We start from the raw sequence: 16,551 nt of genomic DNA, 5'->3' as shown, positions 1-16,551 counted from the left end.
GTGATTGCTTAAATGTCAAAATCACTTACTTCTAGTACCTCTCCTGGTTCTAGGTCTTTTAAATAGGTGTCACCTATTCGTACTCTAATTAATCTTAACGTACGAAAACCCACCATAGCAGTCATTTTCCGAACTTGCCTAAATTTACCTTCTCTCAGTGTAATGGAGATCCAGCGGGTAGTTCGGTTGCCCATATCTTTAGGCCCAATATAATCAGGGATTTTATCTACAGCTTTAACCTGGCAAGGGTCTGTGACGTATTTTTCTCCATCGATACTAATTTCCACGCCTGATTTAAGGTTTTCAATGGCCTCTTCTGTTATTTCACCTTCTACCTGAGCCAGGTATTCTTTTTCTACCTTTCGGCTACGGACAAAATAACTTACTTTTCCATCAGTAGTAAGCAGCAGCAGTCCTTCAGAGTTTTTGTCTAAACGGCCGATGGACATGGTACCGTCAGGGAAGTCATGCAGCTCTCCTAATAGTTTTTTATTTCTCCGTTTTGTCTGATTGTAGACGAACTGAGATAGGTATCCAAAAGGCTTGTTTAGAATGAAATGACGATGCTCTGACATGCTATAATTTTGAATCGAACCTCAAAAATAGGCAAAATCAATCACCTTAAAGAACGTTAGGCAGGTCAAGTGTTAAGGTAGGGCTTTGTGGAGAATAAATATCAGCCCATTTCCAACCGTCTTTTTGGACTAGCCCCATTAGTAATTGCCTTCTTTCTTTTAATTTATCATAGCTTTCTTTCAATATTTCATTGCCATGAGGAGTGGTCATTTGCAAGTCATCTACATAAGGTATTTCAGGCCACTCCTGGGCTTTGCCTATATAAGTAGAGCTAAGGGTTAGCAGGTATTCATCCATAGCATTACGGAGGATTTTTACGTTGAGCCTGTTAAACTTATTTTTTAAATCAGGGTGGTATAGTAACATGGTGATGGCCTCATCTAGCACAGTAAGTGTTTTGGGAGCCGCATATTTATCATCAGTACTATGAAAATAGTGCAATACAGGATATAGTAAGTGTCTTTCCTTATGGTGAAGGATTAAATCAGCCAAACCCAGAAAGTGCTGTTCCAGGTTTTTAAAACTGGTGCCATCCCAGCCGTTGTTGAGCATCTCTACCGGTGTGCTACCCAAGAAGAAGATGTAGGCTGAAAGCTTTCTTTTAGCCACTACAGCCGATAAAATAGGGATGAGGTAGGTAATGGCAAGTGTAAGAAAGGTGAGTCCGGAAAAGGAAACGATAACCGAGAATATCTTCCATCCTGTTGTGGATGCCACCATATCACCATTACCCATAGTGCTTAAGGTATAGCCTACATAATATATCTTTTCAGGAAGCAGGGTAGGTGCGTTAGAAGATGAAACTTGAACGGATTGCGGATCTGCGGCGAAGATAAGTGTATAGCCTAGCCAGGTGGCAAAGATCCAGGTGAGCACCAAAGATAGAATAATGCATAAGCCGGCTTGGGCTAGAAGCTTACGCTTTCCCTTTTTGCCCGCCAATCGGAATAGAATACTCCAGACTGCTGAAGCTATCCTGCTGGAGAGCAAACCGGCTCCATTATTATTAATCGTAGTCCTTATTATGTCATAAGAGGCCAGTAATACCAGTATGCCTCCGCAAATGATTAATATCCAATTCATACACTAACAAACCGGATAATGGACTTTATGTTAATAAAATATAACTTTTGCTACTAGTGTAGTGGGAGCTCCAGGATGTAATCATCCATATAGAAGCCATTTCCAATATCAGTTTTTACCATGTCAGTAGTAGTGAAGCCCATTTTATGATATGCGGCTATGCTGCCTGCATTGTCTTTATTAACCGTGAGCCTGATCTTTTGTGCAGGTAAAGATTTGGCTATAGATATAGCGTGCTGCATGAGCTTTTTGCCTATACCTTTCCCTCTAAAATCACCCGAAACATATATTTTGCTAAGGAATAGCTCCTGATTGTTATCTCTGGGTTGTACAGATAAATAGCCACATGGCGTATTATTATTTAAAATAAGAAAGTAGAGATAGCCTTGTTTCAGCTGCTCTTGCATGGCAGCCACAGACTGAAATTTGTTGAGCATATATTCTACTTGTTCTTTACCAATAAGCGGAGTGTAGTGCTCATGCCAGATTTGTGTGGCCAGTTTTTCTACATTATTAAGTTGATCTACGTTTTCTACAGCTATTATGTTATTCATGAATTCTGACGGAAGTATTCTATTTTAGAGTGAAAAGTTTGAGCTATTTTATAGGCGCGCCACTTGGCTTCATGCGCTTTCTCTCCTTCAAATTGAGAGTCAATATTGTCAAAAAATAAAATCAACCACTGATCGAAATGCTCTTTGCCTACAGGCAGATTCATGTGTGGAGGAAAAGGTCTGCCGTTATAGGTGTTTTCTTCCAATAGTATGGATTGCCAAAAACGATACATTTTATCTAAATGCTCAGGCCACCGGTCTTGAATGACTCCATTAAAAATACCTCCTAAAATAGGGTCAACCTTTACCTTATCATAAAAAGTGTTGACTAATAGCTTTACATCATCCAGCGTGAGAATATCGTGTTTTTGATCCGCTTTTTCCATAGTTGATGTCTTTTTTGGAATGCAAATATAAGATGTAATTATAAATTTCCAGGTATTTCGTGTTGGTGAAGGGTTTATGATGGTTAAGAAATACTATCTCAATATATTTTTGAAATTCAGGTGTAGGAGGAGGTTGGAACTTTTAAGTAATTAAAAACGTACTTATATTCGTACTTAGTATTCAAAATTTATGATAGCAGCAAATTATACAGAGTTTAGGACTAACCTTAAGAAGTATCTTGATGATGTGGAGCAAAATCAAGAAACATTGATTGTTAAAAGAGGGACGGGAAATGGTACCGTAATGATTTCACTTGACGAATATAATTCTTTAATGGAAACAGTTCATTTGTTGAGCTCAAAGAAAAATGCTGATAGACTGTTTGAATCGATACAGCAGATAAAAGATGGAAAAGTAGTTAAACGAGGGTTGATTGAGGGTTAGTGAATGTTATTTTCTCACATAACGCATGGGAAGATTACACCTCTTGGTTAAAGGAAGATAGAAAGATATTGAAGAAAATAAATGACTTAGTCAAGGATATCAAGAGAACCCCTTTGGAAGGAATTGGTAAGCCAGAACCCTTAAAATATGAGCTTTCTGGCTATTGGTCGCGTAGAATCGACCGAGAACATAGATTAGTATATCAGGTTTCAGGTGCAGATTTGATCATTTTTAGCTGTAAATATCACTATGATAAATAGCGTTCTCTTATTTTTTAGTCTATTTTATAAGTAATAAATGGATATTCAGGAACGTCTCAAATATTGTAAGATTTGCAGCAATAGAGCTTATAACAATTATGGTGTAGTCTGTAAACTTACAAATGATAAACCTCAATTTAAGAATCGTTGTCCCTACTTTATAGAAGACTCTGCGGAAAGAGAAGCTTATGAGGCTCGCTTGTTTGATGAAAAGATACGAAATGGAAGTTTTGCAAGTAAGAATTTTTACTCCACCCATGAAAGATTGATTTTGTTAGCTCAGCATTATTTGCCTGCTGAGTTTAGAATTAAAAGGTATAAAATCGGGTTATATGCCTTAACTTCAATGTTTTTAATAATGATTGGGGTAATATTTTTAGGGGTTAGTTTTGGTGGAGTTTATAGCATTGCCCTTACATGTTTTGGATTGGCGATCTATGCTTTTATTCTTAATTGGAAGAACCTCAAAGTAGATGCTTTAGAATTGGCATTGGTCAATAAAGAAGGGATTACTATTGCAGGAGGTGATTTTATCTCGTGGTCTGATGTTACCTTGGTTTATTGTAATTTAAATTTAATGAAGCAAGGTTCGTATTTGGTACTAAACCTATTAGGTAAGTCAGAACCATTGAAGCTTTCAATAAATGGCTCAATAGGAGGCAGCATTATTCTTACTATTTGCGAAGCTTATAGAAAAATGAATTGAGAATATCTTAAACTTCTTCCCCCTTCACATACCCGAACATTACCAACTCATCCTTTTCTTGTATATGGTGTAGCACTCCCGCGGATACCACATATAGACGAGAGCTGACGTCATAAACGGTTTCATAAAGGTGATCAGAAAGAATAATTCCCTTCACTTTTGATTGAGTCTGAATATGAGGAGTAATCTGTTCTATCATTAGCGGAGAGAGGTGGCTGAAGGGCTCATCAAGAATAGCAAATTTACCCGGTGTATATAATATGCAGAGGATCTGCATTACCTTTCTCATTCCATAAGACAGCGTGCCTAGCTGATCATTTCTCTTTTTATAAACTTCATCATTCTCATAAATAACTCCCAGGTGAGAAGCCAGATCGAAATAAGTGGCTAGCTGGTTAAAAGAATGGCGATTCATTGCAAAGCCATTTTGAGGCATAAAATGAATGGTCTTAGGCTCTGAAAATGCCTGTTCATGGTAGTGACCATTGATTCTTACCGACTGATGATCGCCTTTAAGGCTGCCAAAAATCATTTTCATCAAACTAGATTTACCAGAACCATTTCGCCCCAATAGACCTATAATTTCTCCGGTTTGGCATTGGAGGTAAATGTTATTTAATATCGTGCGGCCTGAAAAGCTCAGACTCACACCGTCTATTTCTAGTTTATCCATATATAAAATAATTAGCCAACATGAGTATTATAATAAGGGTGACGAAATCAATAATAATTGCAGGAATGAATAGCCTTTTGCGTTTAATGCCCAGGTTGTAAAAGAAATACAGTCGCTCTTTTTTATAGGAAGTGAAATAAATGGTAATAGCTGCGTACCCAACCACTTTGAACCAAAAGATGTACTTGATGCTGTGTACAGGGTCAATATATAGTAAGTATACAGAGAATAGAGTGAAAATCAGGTTGTAGATATTGAATTCACGATAAAAGATTTTGATACTGAACCACCAGTTTTTATAATTTACCATAGAAATGAAAGGTTAGGTGTTGAGTTAATCAAATATGATGCCGTATTTATTTGAAATTGAAAAATTATATTTTTAAATATGATTTATAATTGTAATATTAAATATGACTATAAAATAGATGTATTTATTATGAAACTCATTTGCGCCTTTTTAATCATTTTTTTGTGTGTTGAACAGCATGTGCAGGGAAAGCCATTGCCTCAGAATGAGAGAAAAGTGATGGTGGAAGGGCAAGTTGTTGGTATGCAAGTAGGAGAGATATCTCTAGAGGATGTCGTGGATAACCCAATAGAATATGATGGTCAATCTTATGCTATGGAGCTTACGAAAGATTCTAAATTTCATATAGAAATACCATTAGGAAAATTGTCAAGTGCCTACCTCACTTATGGAGAAGAGAGTGCAGAGATACTGCTAGCTCCGGGAGATAAGCTTTCTATTACCATTAAACCTGACACCTTATTGTTTGCAGGCAAAGGAGCTGATAGAAATATATTAATTCGGCAAGCGGAAGAATCTGGCCTTTCTTTGTCGCAGTTTTATGCTTTTTATCAAAGTGACACTATTTGGTCTCCTGATAGCTATTTGAAATGGGCCACACATCTCAGGCAAGAGAGACTGAATTACTTGTCTGAGTATTCTAATTCCTTACGTTTAAGTCAGGAGTTTAAAGATTTATTCAAAGCCGATACAGAGGCTGCTTATTATTCTGGGCTTGGCTTATTTCAGAGCTACTACCAAGAAAAGAAAGGATCAGAAGTAAATATTGATTGGTCAGCAACTTACGTGCAGAGTGGAAATGTAGAGGAGTATCAAAATGATGCATTTGTAAATTCCTCTTACTATATCTATATGTTGAATAATGCCTTATATTTTGAAGCATCAGAAATTCAGCAACTCCACCCAGAGATAGATACGCCTGCTGCTATCATGATAGTTTTGAAGGATTCTTTATCAGGCAGAAGCAGGGAATATGTGTTGACTCAGTATATCATAGATCAGCTGGACGAAAACACTTATGATGAAGAAACTATTGCTCTTTTTGATGAAATAGCCACTGAGGATATAACTAAGCAGATAATTGATAAACAGCTCAATAAAAGAGGAGAGAATCTAAAATTGATTGGCAAACCAATGAATAAAGCCTTTTATAATACGCTTCTTCTTGATCCTCACGGGAAGGAAGTGAAACTAGGAGAGGTGATAGATAGTATGAAAGGTCAGGTTGTGTATTTAGATATGTGGTCTATTACCTGTGGTCCGTGTATTAAAGCAATGCCATATGCTAAAATTTTGAGAGAAAAGCTGAGTAAGCTGCCGGTGGAGTTTGTGTATATTACTGTGGATGATACTGAGGGTATTGGTTGGGATGTGATCCAGGAGCATACCCAACAGTCAAAGGCTATTTATGCTTTTAAAAATGGGTATAAATCTCAATTGCATCAATATTTAAAAATAAACTGGGTGCCCAATTATATCATTTTTGATAAACAAGGCCTCTTAATAGATTTTGCTGCGGAAGGCCCATCAGCAGAAGTGGTAGAAAAAGCAATTCCCATAGAAATCAGGTTGAGAGAATTAGCTGCAAAGTAGTTTTTCTTTCTTTTGAGATACTCATTTGTATTTGATGTGTTGAGATTAAAAGTTTCTTCTTAATTAAGAATCTTTATTAAATTTCTTTAAATTTCGCCTGCTAAATCAGTTTATCAATGACAAAACTAACAATAGAAGTAGTAACGGATTCAGTGGCATCTTGTGTAAATGCACAGGCAGGTGGTGCTGATAGAGTAGAATTATGTGATAACCTTTTTGAGGGGGGAACCACTCCTAGCGCTGGCATGATCAAGCTGGTGAGAGAAAAAGTATCCATTGGTTTGATGGTGATGATAAGACCCAGAGGAGGAGACTTCTTGTATTCAGAGGAGGAGTTCGAAGTAATGAAGGAGGATATAAAAGTTGCCAAATCATTGGGTGTTGATGGTGTAGTTTTTGGTTTACTTACTCCTCAAGGAGAGGTAGACAAGCAGAAAACTAAGGAGTTGATAGACTTAGCCAGGCCGTTACAAGTCACTTTTCACCGAGCATTCGATATGGTTGCTGATCCATTTCAGGCTTTAGAAGATCTAATAGAACTAGGAGTAGATCGCATTCTTACTTCTGGGTTGGAGCGTACTGCGCTGGAAGGAGCTGATCTTCTCAATGAATTAATAGAAAAGGCTGGCGACAGAATAGTTATATTGGTAGGTGGAGGCATCAGGCCGTATAATCTTAAAAAGATAGTTGAAAAGACTGGCGCTAAAGAATGCCATGTTTCGGGCAGACAGCCGGTAGAAAGCAAGATGCAGTTTAGAAATGGCAGAGTGTCTATGGGAGGCGCCTTACAACAGCCTGAATTTAGTATTTCTGTGGTGGACAGTAATGTGATTGCGGCTTTTAGAGACTAGAAGAATCTGTTGAATATGTATCATGGTAATCTGCTATGACGGTGCTTAGACAACTGAGAAAGGTCATAATTCATTCTAAGGTAGTGGGGTATTATTCATTATAAAAATTCACTACCTTTACAATAATCCTTCCTGATGAACCCTTTTTAAGTCATCTGCGTAGGAGAAAGTAGCAATATGAAGAAACTTTTATCCATATTTCTGGCAGGTCTGATGCTCATGGCCAGCACCGGCATTACGCTGGCAACACATTATTGTGGAGGCTATGCGGTAGAGTCAGAAATAATGCTTGGTCAGCACATGCTGGGCTGTGTTATGCAAATGGATACTGATTGCAGTTCTTCAACAGGTCAGCAGGTAGTAAAGCCTGTTAACAATTGCTGTGATAATGACTATCAGACAGTAAGTGCAGATAATACAGTACTTACTAAAGTGGCTTTAGATGCTGTTAACCTTCAGTTTCTAGCGGCCTTTACTTATACTTTTCTGGCTATTCAGCCTAATGATAGTTTCGTTCAAATTCATAAAACCAATGATCCCCCTCCTTTGCTGGATCAGGATATACACATCCTGAATCAGTCTTTTCTTTTATAAATCTAGCATGATATAATCACGGTCTATTTATAGTCCGGTCAAGAATTCTATATCTCAGTATGTAGACTTCTTACTTATATTTTCAAGATCTGCTTAAGCTGATCTTAATGTATGTCTTTTAAGACACTATATCATGTTAAATAGAATAATTAAATATTTTTTAGAAAATAAGCTGGTCACTTTTCTGCTACTTCTGGCTTTGATAGCCTGGGGTATAGTTACCGCTCCGTTTGGTTGGGATATAGGCCTTCCTCGAGACCCTGTGCCTGTAGATGCCATTCCGGATCTGGGTGAGAACCAGCAGATAGTTTATACAGAATGGAAAGGGCGGTCTCCTCAGGATATTGAGGATCAGATTACCTATCCGCTTACTACCGCTTTATTAGGTATCCCTGGGGTAAAAACCATCAGGAGTAACTCTGTTTTTGGCTTTTCCAGCATCTATATAATTTTTGATGAGGACCTGGAATTTTACTGGAGTCGAACCAGAATATTAGAGAAGTTAAACTCATTGCCTGCCGGTACATTGCCTTCAGAGGCTACTCCGGCTTTGGGGCCAGATGCTACCGCTTTAGGGCAGATCTACTGGTACACGCTGGAAGGTCGTAATCCTGAAACGGGTAAGCCAAATGGTGGCTGGGATCCGCAGGAGCTTAGAACATTACAGGACTTCTACGTGAAATATGGACTTACCTCAGCCAGTGGGGTGGCAGAAGTCGCTTCTGTGGGTGGTTATGTGAAGGAATATCAGGTAGACATAGATCCTGATGCCATGAAGGCCAGTAAGGTGTCTGTTGCTCAGATTATGCAGGCGGTGAAGAAGAGTAACCTGGATATCGGAGCCAGAACCATTGAGTTTAACAAAGCCGAATACCTGGTGCGTGGCCTTGGTTATATCAAGAACCTGGATGACCTTAAGAAAAGTGTAGTTACAGTTCGAGATAATGTGCCCATTAGAATTGAAGATGTTGCACATGTGTCATTTGGTCCTGCACCTCGCAGAGGCGGACTAGACAAAGGGGGCGCTGAAGCTGTAGGAGGTGTAGTGGTAGCACGCTATGGAGCTAACCCTATGGAGGTAATTACTAATGTAAAAGAAAAAATTGATGAACTAAGCTCCGGTCTGCCTCAAAAAACATTAGAAGATGGTTCTATATCTAAGGTAACTATAGTGCCTTTTTATGATAGGTCAGGGCTGATTCATGAAACGCTGGGTACGTTGGAATCGGCCTTATCGCATGAAATACTAATCAGTATTTTGGTGGTAATAGTGCTGGTGATGAACCTCAGAGCATCGATACTAATATCTAGTTTATTACCTATTGGAGTGCTTATTACTTTCATAAGCATGCGCTATTTTGGTGTAGATGCTAATGTGGTGGCCTTGTCTGGTATAGCCATAGCCATTGGGGTAATGGTGGATGTAGGGATTGTATTCGTAGAAAATATCGTGCGACACCTGGAGCTACCCGAGAATAATGGAGTGAAAGGCAAGCAACTTCAGAAGGTAGTATTTGAAGGGGCTAAAGAAGTAGCTCCTGCTATTATGACTGCCCTGGCCACTACTGTAGTGAGTTTTATTCCTGTCTTTGCTATGGAAGCAGCAGAAGGTAAGCTCTTTAGGCCGCTAGCTTTTACAAAAACTTTTGCGATCCTTTCATCTTTTGCATTGGGAATAATAGTAATACCGACTTTAGCTCAGTTAGTATTTTCTATTCGTTTAGATAAAAGTAAAACCAGAAAAATTTGGGGCGCGATATTGATAGTGGCTGGAGTAGTTTTAGCCTTTATTTTCAGTACATGGATTGCCCTTTTGCTATCTCTTTTCGGAGTTATATCCCTCACTCATGATTTTTGGGAGAAACGAAATAGTAAATTGCCCAATTGGATAAATATTGGTGTATCTGTTCTGATCGTACTGTTCTTTTTAACACAGGAATGGATGCCTCTAGGGCCTCAAAATAGCGCTTTTGCTAACTTTCTTTTTGTAGTAGTAATGGTAGGAAGTATACTGGCGGTACTATTATCTGTGGTGCATTTTTACCCTCGTATTTTGCCTTGGTGTCTCAATCATAAATTAACTTTTCTTATTGTTCCTGTTATGAGCATTTTGCTGGGTGTTCTCATTTGGCAGGGCTTTAACCAAGTGTTTGGTTTTGTGGCTACAGGAGCAGAGAAGGTCGGTTGGGAACTCCGGGATAGTGGTGGTTGGCAAGCAATGGAACACACATTTCCAGGAGTAGGTAAAGAGTTTATGCCTACGCTAGATGAAGGTTCGTTTTTGCTTATGCCTAGTACTATGCCCCATACAGGAGTAGAGCAGAATATTGAGGTCATCAGGCAATTAGACTTGCGGGTAAATAATATTCCTGAGGTAGAATCTGTAGTTGGTAAGTGGGGTAGAACTAACAGTGCGCTGGATCCTGCACCTGTTTCTATGTTTGAAAACATCATCAACTATAAATCTGAGTATATCTTAGATGAAGATGGTCAACGGCAGCGTTTTAAAGTGAATGAAGAGGGGGCTTTTGAATTAAAAAATGGCGATTTATATGATCCTCAAAAAGGTGATCTTTTACAATTGGATACACAAAGCCTAATCAAGGATCCCGGAGGAGAATACTTCCGTCAGTGGCGACCTGAAATTCAATCGCCAGATGATATTTGGGAGCAAATTGTAGCTCAATCTGATTACCCCGGTCTTACCTCTGCCCCCAAACTTCAACCCATACAGACCAGGCTGGTGATGTTGCAAACCGGTATGCGGGCTCCTATGGGTATCAAAGTATATGGTCCAGACTTAAAAACCATTGAAAAGGTAGGTTTCGAGATTGAAAAAGTGCTTAAGCAGGTGCCGAGTATAGATGCACCTACTGTTTTTGCGGATCGGGTAGTGGGTAAACCTTATTTAAATATAGATATTGACAGAGAAGCCATTGGTAGGTATGGGCTTACCATTCAGGATGTACAGAGCTACATCAGCGGTACTATCGGGGGTATGGAGCAAACTTCTACGGTAGAAGGCCGGGAGCGTTTTGCGGTGCGGGTTCGCTATGCCAGAGAGTTTCGTGATAGTCCGCAGGCCGTTAAAGAGGTTTTGATCCCTACTCCCTCAGGAGCTCAGATTCCATTGGGGCAATTGGCAACTATAAAATATACTCAGGGACCTCAAAATGTTAAAAGTGAGAATACCTTTCTAGTCAGCTATGTTATTTTTGACATGAAAGAGGGCTTTGCCGAAGTAGATGTGGTGGAGCAAGCTCAGGCGGCTATTCAGCAAAAGATTGATGAGGGTGCAGTAGAAATTCCTGCCGGAGTTAGTTATCAGTTTACAGGGAACTATGAAAATCAGGTACGAGCTACACAGAGATTGCTTATTGTAGTGCCGTTGTCATTAATCATTATTTTCCTGATTTTGTATTTTCAGTTCAAATCAGTGACTATGTCGGCTATGGTTTTTAGCGGCATATTCGTGGCTTTCTCAGGAGGTTTTTTAATGGTTTGGCTTTATGGTCAAGATTGGTTTATGAACTTTTCCGTAGCCGGAACTAATCTCAGAGATCTCTTTCAGATGCACACTATTAACCTCAGCGTGGCGGTGTGGGTCGGCTTTATAGCCTTATTTGGAATAGCTACTGATGATGGCGTAATCATGGGTACTTACCTGACTCAAACTTTTGAAAGGGAGAAGCCAGCCACCAAAAAAGAAGTGCGAAAGGCAGTATTACATGCGGGAATGATGCGAGTACGACCAGCAATGATGACAGCCGCTACGGCTATCATAGCGTTACTTCCTGTGCTGTCTTCTACCGGTAAAGGTTCTGACATTATGGTGCCAATGGCTATTCCTGCTTTTGGCGGTATGCTGCTACAAGTAATGACCATGTTTGTAGTGCCCGTGCTGTACAGTGTGTGGCAAGAAAGGAGGGTTAAAGATGAATAGATTTAAAAAATTCGATACCATGAATGGTTATTTTCAGCTAAGGAAAAATACATTGAGCAATTATCTGATTCGGGTAAAGGGAATAATGCTAACGTTATTCTTCTTATTCATCAATAATATGTCCTTTGGTCAGTTAAATGAGTATTTGCAAGAAGCCGCAGAGCATAATCCCGGGTTGCAGGCTCAGTTTAATCGCTATTATGCTGATCTTCAAAAAGTGCCACAAGTGGGGGCTTTGCCAGATCCTAAAGCCAGCTTGAGTTATGCCATCTTACCTACAGAAACGCGGGTAGGAGAAAGGGTAATGGGCATAGAGCTTTCACAATCATTTCCATGGTTTGGTACTCTTGCTGCTAAAAAAGATGCCGCTTCACAGCAGGCTGAAGTGAGTTATCAAGAGTTTCTAAAAGTGAAAAATGAACTGTTCTATGAGGTGAAATTAGCTTATTATCAGCTTTACGTTACTCAAAAAAGTATAAACACCACGCGTCGTTATCTTGATATTTTGAAGCGAGACGAGAAAGTAAGCTTAAGCAGAATAGAAGGAGGAGAAGGCTCTATGGTAGATGTGCTGCAAGTACAAATGGAAGCAAAAGAAAGGCAAGCTCAGTTAGAAATGTTGCTCGATATACAGCAAACCCAATCCGCTCGCTTTAATGCCTTGCTCAACCATTCTGTAAACCAAAAAGTAGAGGTGCAGGATAGTCTGGTTAGTACAGAGCTAGCCTTGGATGATCAGGTGCTGATGGATAGTATTCTATTGAATAACCCTAAATTGAATGCTTTATATCAACGAAATGCCGCTTTAAATTCTCAAAAGGTTATTGCGCAGAAAGAGGGTCAGCCTTCATTTGGAGTGGGGATAAGCTATGGTTTAGTAACTCCAAGAACAGATATGGACGTACCGGACAACGGGCAAGATATTTTAATGCCTATGGCTACTCTGAGTATTCCTATTTACAGGAAAAAATACAAGGCAAAAATTAGCGAAGTAGATTATATGCAGCAGAGCTTGCAGCAAGAAATTGAGCAAAAGAAGAATTCTTTAGAGGCTCAGCTGGTGCAAGCTATTAATCAATATAAAGATGCTGATCGCAAGCGTCTATTATATGCAGAGTTGCTGGTTCAGTCTCGGCAGGCCTCAAACATCATCACTCAGGCTTATGCTGGTGGTGAAGGCAGTTATGAGAAAGTGCTGGATATAGAGCAGCAGGTGCTTCGCTATGAATTGGCCTTAGATAAAGCCGGGGCCGACTTACAAATAGCTATAGCATTATTAGAAAAATTATGGGCTAAAAACATTGATATTGATCATGAAACTAAATAAATCAACAATACTATTTATGCTGGCAGCCCTGGTTGTAGGGGTTGTGCTGGGCAGCTTACTCTTTGGAGGAGAGTCAGAACAGCATCAGCATTCAGGAGGGGAGGCAACAGTCTGGACGTGTTCTATGCATCCTCAAATAAGGCAGAATAAGCCGGGCAAGTGCCCTATTTGTGGTATGGAGCTTATACCGCTTAGTGAAAATAAGGGTAAGCTGGTGGCTAATGATGCTTTGCAAATGAGTGAATCGGCCATAGCGCTGGCTAATGTGCAGACCGTAGTAGTAGGATCTGGTGAAGCGGCTTCAAAGAACCTTCAACTAAGCGGAAAGATTGAGGCTGATGAAAGGAATGTTTCTCTTATTTCAGCTCACTTTAATGGTAGAATAGAGAAGTTATATGTGAATTTTACTGGTGAAAAGGTGAAAAGAGGTCAGGTATTGGCGTCTATTTATTCTCCTGAATTCATAATGGCTCAGCAGGAGCTGTTGGAGGCTGCTAAAAACAAAGATTCAAATCCGGAGCTCTATAATGCGGTGAGAAATAAGCTTAAGAATTTTCAATTGGCCGAAAGCGAGATTAATAAGATTGAAGCAGAAGGTAAGGTGAGTATGGCTTTGCCGCTGAGGTCTCATTATTCTGGGGTGGTGCAGAAGCTTTATGCCTCTTCAGGAAAGCATGTGAAAAAAGGAGAGCCCTTATTCGGGATTGTAGATCTGAGCAAGCTTTGGGTGGTCTTAGATGCATATGAGCAGGATTTGGGCCGTATTTCAGAAGGTGATGTAATTACATTTACCGTTCCTTCATTACCAGGAGAGAGCTTTAAAGCTAAAGTGACATTTATAGATCCTTTTATAGATCCATCTAACAGGGTGGCTGGCATTAGGGCTGAAGTGGTGAATGCAAAAGGTAAATTGAAACCTGAAATGTTTGTTAAGGCTACTGTTTTGAATGGTGAGAAGCAAGAATCAGGAGAAGTCATTACTATTCCGCAGTCAGCGGTATTATGGACTGGGAAGCGCTCTTTAGTCTATGTGAAGCTGGAAGGCTATGATCAGCCCACCTTTGAATATAGAGAAGTGGTGCTTGGGCCAGAGAAAGGGAATCAATATTTGGTAGAAAGTGGTTTGAGTGCAGGAGACAGAATAGTGGTAAATGGCACTTTCAGTATAGACGCTGCCGCTCAATTGGCCGGTAAACCCAGTATGATGAACCCAAAGGAAAAAACAGAAAGTGTAAAGCTTTCTGCCGGAGCTAATGCGGCATTGCAGTCTATAATTAAGCAATACTTTTTAGTAAAAAATGCTTTGGTTAATGATGATTTTAATCAAGCTCAGGCTGAAACCAAATCATTACAGCAAACTGTTAATAACGTAGAAATGGAGGTTTTTGAAGGAGATGCACACATGATTTGGATGAAATATGTGAAGTCCTTAAAGACATCAATTGAAGCGATGGCAGAGTCAAAAGATATCGATCAATTGCGAGAAAAATTTATCCTTGTATCTAAGAATATAATAGCTTTAACACAGCAAATGAAGCCTGAGTCATCAACCTTATATGTGCAGCACTGCCCTATGGCTGATAATAATCAGGGTGCAGACTGGCTTAGTGCTGAAAAGGAAGTGAAAAATCCATATTTCGGGGCTTTTATGCTCAGTTGTGGAGAGGTAACTCAGGTAATGAATTAAACAATTGGCAGGTTTCAATCTGCCGTAGGAAGAATAAATAATAGAAATAAAACAAACCCAAATACTTTAAAACAATGAAATCACTATTAACATTATTATTGGCTTCAGTATTCACAGTAAGTCTGGTAGCATGTGGAGGAGGCAAGCAGGAAGCCACCTCTACTGAAGAGCCTGAAGTAACAGCCGAAGAGTTATCAGAAGAAATGGAGCAAGAAGGAGATGTCTCTAAAGAAGAAGCGCAAAAGGTGCTTGCAGCCTATATGCAAGTGAAAGATGCACTAGTACAAACCAATGCTGAGCAAGCTAGTGCTGCTGCGAGTGAAATAGCTGCTGTATTGAAGGCTAAAGGGATTAGTACCGCAGAAGCTATTTACGCTGCTGCTCAAAACATAGCTAATGAAAAAGATATAGAAGCGCAGCGTAAGTTTTTCAACGGCCTTTCTGAAGATATTTACAATTTAGTGAAGTCCACTAAAGCTAATGAAAGCACCGTTTATCGTCAGTTCTGTCCTATGGCGTTTAATAATGAAGGAGCCTACTGGCTGAGCATGGAAGAGCAAGTGAATAACCCTTACTTCGGAGATAAAATGCTTCACTGCGGTAAGGTAGAGGAGACTATTGAGTGATTCTAAGGCTAGAGGCCTATGAATTAGCTTTGAATAAATTTAAAAATCGCTTACCCAAAGTAGGCGATTTTTTTATTTCTGCTGGTTCTTCAAAATTAATGTGGAAATATCTGAAATTAAGATTGATAATATTTTCATATTTCAGGACAATAAAACGGCTGTTAATATTATAATATTCATTGGATTTGCCATTTAAATCTCTTGTAATACCTAAGAGTTAATTGTCTGTGATTTAATGTACTAGTGTGTTTGAGGTGTACAAAAAAAGCTCAGACCTATGGGAGCCTGAGCTTAAATCGAGGAAACTAAAATATATTATAGGGAAAAAGATTTCACTTCGTCATTCATAATTACTTGTAATTCATACTGCTGAGCAGGGTCTAGTTGCTCTAAGTTGAATATTTCGCTATATCCGTTTTTGATATCCTTAAGGGCAGAGTAAATCTCCTGTCCGTTTTTGAAGATGCGTACCTTAGCGGTTTTTTCAGTAGAGGCAATAGTTAGTTGGTACTTTCTGTCTTTAGCTCTTAAGTTTATGAAATGCTTGGTTTCTTTTGTGTTGCTGATGCCATGGTTTATGGTTCTGGTAGTTACTCCATTACGATCTCTCAATTTTAGAGTGTATTCACCTGCAGGTAACTCGCTTAGGTTATAAGGTCTGTTAAAAGCACCATCCACCTTAATGTATTCTGAAAATATGGTTTTACCCTCAGATGAGATTATTTCAACATATACTTTTTTAGAATCTCCCCCTTTGTATGACAGCGTGTATACTTCTTTGTCAGAAGAAAGAGAAATATTGACTTTTGATTTGTCTAGTTCTGTACTTGCAAAAGCTGTACTCGAAACTATTAGGAGTGCAGCGATTAATTTCATTGTTTTTATCATGACTTGTTTGAGTTTTTGTTGTTGTCTGAAATTTTATTTCGATGCAAAT

At 39.2% G+C, this 16,551-nt stretch carries 17 protein-coding genes; 10 read left to right on the top strand and 7 right to left on the bottom strand.

The features are described from left to right. Window positions 1-8: 8 nt before the first annotated feature. The 4 genes from LVD15_RS02720 to LVD15_RS02705 are packed head-to-tail and all read right to left on the bottom strand — an operon-like array spanning window position 9 to window position 2,599. Window positions 9-575, bottom strand: coding sequence for a pseudouridine synthase (locus LVD15_RS02720; protein ID WP_233778754.1), 567 nt, complete (start codon window positions 573-575; stop codon window positions 9-11). A 46-nt stretch (window positions 576-621) separates the two neighbouring features. Then, complete coding sequence (locus LVD15_RS02715; protein WP_233778753.1) at window positions 622-1,659, bottom strand: potassium channel family protein; 1,038 nt, start codon at window positions 1,657-1,659, stop codon at window positions 622-624. A 53-nt stretch (window positions 1,660-1,712) separates the two neighbouring features. Next, the gene (locus LVD15_RS02710; protein ID WP_233778752.1) at window positions 1,713-2,213 is read right to left on the bottom strand and encodes a GNAT family N-acetyltransferase; all 501 of its coding nucleotides are present in this window, start codon (window positions 2,211-2,213) and stop codon (window positions 1,713-1,715) included. After that, the gene (locus LVD15_RS02705) at window positions 2,210-2,599 is read right to left on the bottom strand and encodes a group III truncated hemoglobin (RefSeq protein ID WP_233778751.1); all 390 of its coding nucleotides are present in this window, start codon (window positions 2,597-2,599) and stop codon (window positions 2,210-2,212) included. The genes LVD15_RS02710 and LVD15_RS02705 overlap by 4 nt, the downstream gene beginning before the upstream one ends. 190 nt (window positions 2,600-2,789) lie before the next feature. Here LVD15_RS02705 and LVD15_RS02700 point away from each other — a divergent pair, with 190 nt between their 5' ends. Genes LVD15_RS02700 through LVD15_RS02690 form a run of 3 tightly spaced genes read left to right on the top strand, consistent with a single transcriptional unit; the run spans window position 2,790 to window position 4,010 of the window. Further along, window positions 2,790-3,044: a type II toxin-antitoxin system Phd/YefM family antitoxin gene (locus LVD15_RS02700; RefSeq protein ID WP_233778750.1), complete on the top strand. Its 255-nt coding sequence runs from the start codon at window positions 2,790-2,792 to the stop codon at window positions 3,042-3,044. Continuing rightward, complete coding sequence (locus LVD15_RS02695) at window positions 3,044-3,304, top strand: Txe/YoeB family addiction module toxin (RefSeq protein WP_233778749.1); 261 nt, start codon at window positions 3,044-3,046, stop codon at window positions 3,302-3,304. The genes LVD15_RS02700 and LVD15_RS02695 overlap by 1 nt, the downstream gene beginning before the upstream one ends. 37 nt (window positions 3,305-3,341) lie before the next feature. After that, complete coding sequence (locus LVD15_RS02690) at window positions 3,342-4,010, top strand: hypothetical protein (RefSeq protein WP_233778748.1); 669 nt, start codon at window positions 3,342-3,344, stop codon at window positions 4,008-4,010. 7 nt (window positions 4,011-4,017) lie between these two features. Here the strand turns inward: LVD15_RS02690 and LVD15_RS02685 are convergent, their stop codons facing one another. Then, window positions 4,018-4,683 (bottom strand): ATP-binding cassette domain-containing protein, encoded by a 666-nt coding sequence (locus tag LVD15_RS02685; RefSeq protein WP_233778747.1) that lies wholly within the window; start codon window positions 4,681-4,683, stop codon window positions 4,018-4,020. After that, window positions 4,676-4,993 (bottom strand): hypothetical protein, encoded by a 318-nt coding sequence (locus tag LVD15_RS02680; RefSeq protein WP_233778746.1) that lies wholly within the window; start codon window positions 4,991-4,993, stop codon window positions 4,676-4,678. The genes LVD15_RS02685 and LVD15_RS02680 overlap by 8 nt, the downstream gene beginning before the upstream one ends. 129 nt (window positions 4,994-5,122) lie before the next feature. Here LVD15_RS02680 and LVD15_RS02675 point away from each other — a divergent pair, with 129 nt between their 5' ends. From LVD15_RS02675 to LVD15_RS02645, 7 genes are all read left to right on the top strand, one after another. Further along, window positions 5,123-6,586, top strand: a complete 1,464-nt coding sequence (locus LVD15_RS02675) for a TlpA family protein disulfide reductase (protein WP_233778745.1) — start codon at window positions 5,123-5,125, stop codon at window positions 6,584-6,586. Between the two features lie 116 nt (window positions 6,587-6,702). Then, on the top strand, window positions 6,703-7,437 hold the full coding sequence (locus LVD15_RS02670) for a copper homeostasis protein CutC (RefSeq protein ID WP_233778744.1): 735 nt from the start codon (window positions 6,703-6,705) through the stop codon (window positions 7,435-7,437). Window positions 7,438-7,614: 177 nt separating this feature from the next. Further along, window positions 7,615-8,031, top strand: a complete 417-nt coding sequence (locus LVD15_RS02665; protein WP_233778743.1) for an HYC_CC_PP family protein — start codon at window positions 7,615-7,617, stop codon at window positions 8,029-8,031. 133 nt (window positions 8,032-8,164) lie between these two features. Beyond that, complete coding sequence (locus tag LVD15_RS02660; RefSeq protein WP_233778742.1) at window positions 8,165-11,974, top strand: efflux RND transporter permease subunit; 3,810 nt, start codon at window positions 8,165-8,167, stop codon at window positions 11,972-11,974. Continuing rightward, on the top strand, window positions 11,967-13,301 hold the full coding sequence (locus LVD15_RS02655; RefSeq protein WP_233778741.1) for a TolC family protein: 1,335 nt from the start codon (window positions 11,967-11,969) through the stop codon (window positions 13,299-13,301). The genes LVD15_RS02660 and LVD15_RS02655 overlap by 8 nt, the downstream gene beginning before the upstream one ends. Beyond that, window positions 13,288-14,988 (top strand): efflux RND transporter periplasmic adaptor subunit, encoded by a 1,701-nt coding sequence (locus LVD15_RS02650; RefSeq protein WP_233778740.1) that lies wholly within the window; start codon window positions 13,288-13,290, stop codon window positions 14,986-14,988. The genes LVD15_RS02655 and LVD15_RS02650 overlap by 14 nt, the downstream gene beginning before the upstream one ends. A 74-nt stretch (window positions 14,989-15,062) precedes the next feature. Continuing rightward, window positions 15,063-15,614, top strand: coding sequence for a DUF3347 domain-containing protein (locus tag LVD15_RS02645; RefSeq protein WP_233778739.1), 552 nt, complete (start codon window positions 15,063-15,065; stop codon window positions 15,612-15,614). A 315-nt stretch (window positions 15,615-15,929) separates the two neighbouring features. On the opposite strand, the gene LVD15_RS02640 is transcribed toward LVD15_RS02645, so the two are convergent. Further along, window positions 15,930-16,490: a T9SS type A sorting domain-containing protein gene (locus tag LVD15_RS02640; protein WP_233778738.1), complete on the bottom strand. Its 561-nt coding sequence runs from the start codon at window positions 16,488-16,490 to the stop codon at window positions 15,930-15,932. Window positions 16,491-16,551 lie beyond the last annotated feature (61 nt).

Source organism: Fulvivirga maritima (assembly GCF_021389955.1).
Classification (GTDB): domain Bacteria; phylum Bacteroidota; class Bacteroidia; order Cytophagales; family Cyclobacteriaceae; genus Fulvivirga; species Fulvivirga maritima.
This window is presented reverse-complemented; position numbering and strand designations above follow the sequence as displayed.

Excerpts from the sequence above, each read along its gene's own strand:
- LVD15_RS02720 (WP_233778754.1), bottom strand. The coding sequence starts at position 575 with ATGTCAGAGCATCGTCATTTCATTCTAAACAAGCCTTTTGGATACCTA.
- LVD15_RS02715 (WP_233778753.1), bottom strand. The coding sequence starts at position 1,659 with ATGAATTGGATATTAATCATTTGCGGAGGCATACTGGTATTACTGGCC.
- LVD15_RS02710 (WP_233778752.1), bottom strand. The coding sequence starts at position 2,213 with ATGAATAACATAATAGCTGTAGAAAACGTAGATCAACTTAATAATGTA.
- LVD15_RS02705 (WP_233778751.1), bottom strand. The coding sequence starts at position 2,599 with ATGGAAAAAGCGGATCAAAAACACGATATTCTCACGCTGGATGATGTA.
- LVD15_RS02700 (WP_233778750.1), top strand. The coding sequence starts at position 2,790 with ATGATAGCAGCAAATTATACAGAGTTTAGGACTAACCTTAAGAAGTAT.
- LVD15_RS02690 (WP_233778748.1), top strand. The coding sequence starts at position 3,342 with ATGGATATTCAGGAACGTCTCAAATATTGTAAGATTTGCAGCAATAGA.
- LVD15_RS02685 (WP_233778747.1), bottom strand. The coding sequence starts at position 4,683 with ATGGATAAACTAGAAATAGACGGTGTGAGTCTGAGCTTTTCAGGCCGC.
- LVD15_RS02680 (WP_233778746.1), bottom strand. The coding sequence starts at position 4,993 with ATGGTAAATTATAAAAACTGGTGGTTCAGTATCAAAATCTTTTATCGT.
- LVD15_RS02675 (WP_233778745.1), top strand. The coding sequence starts at position 5,123 with ATGAAACTCATTTGCGCCTTTTTAATCATTTTTTTGTGTGTTGAACAG.
- LVD15_RS02670 (WP_233778744.1), top strand. The coding sequence starts at position 6,703 with ATGACAAAACTAACAATAGAAGTAGTAACGGATTCAGTGGCATCTTGT.
- LVD15_RS02665 (WP_233778743.1), top strand. The coding sequence starts at position 7,615 with ATGAAGAAACTTTTATCCATATTTCTGGCAGGTCTGATGCTCATGGCC.
- LVD15_RS02660 (WP_233778742.1), top strand. The coding sequence starts at position 8,165 with ATGTTAAATAGAATAATTAAATATTTTTTAGAAAATAAGCTGGTCACT.
- LVD15_RS02655 (WP_233778741.1), top strand. The coding sequence starts at position 11,967 with ATGAATAGATTTAAAAAATTCGATACCATGAATGGTTATTTTCAGCTA.
- LVD15_RS02650 (WP_233778740.1), top strand. The coding sequence starts at position 13,288 with ATGAAACTAAATAAATCAACAATACTATTTATGCTGGCAGCCCTGGTT.
- LVD15_RS02645 (WP_233778739.1), top strand. The coding sequence starts at position 15,063 with ATGAAATCACTATTAACATTATTATTGGCTTCAGTATTCACAGTAAGT.
- LVD15_RS02640 (WP_233778738.1), bottom strand. The coding sequence starts at position 16,490 with ATGAAATTAATCGCTGCACTCCTAATAGTTTCGAGTACAGCTTTTGCA.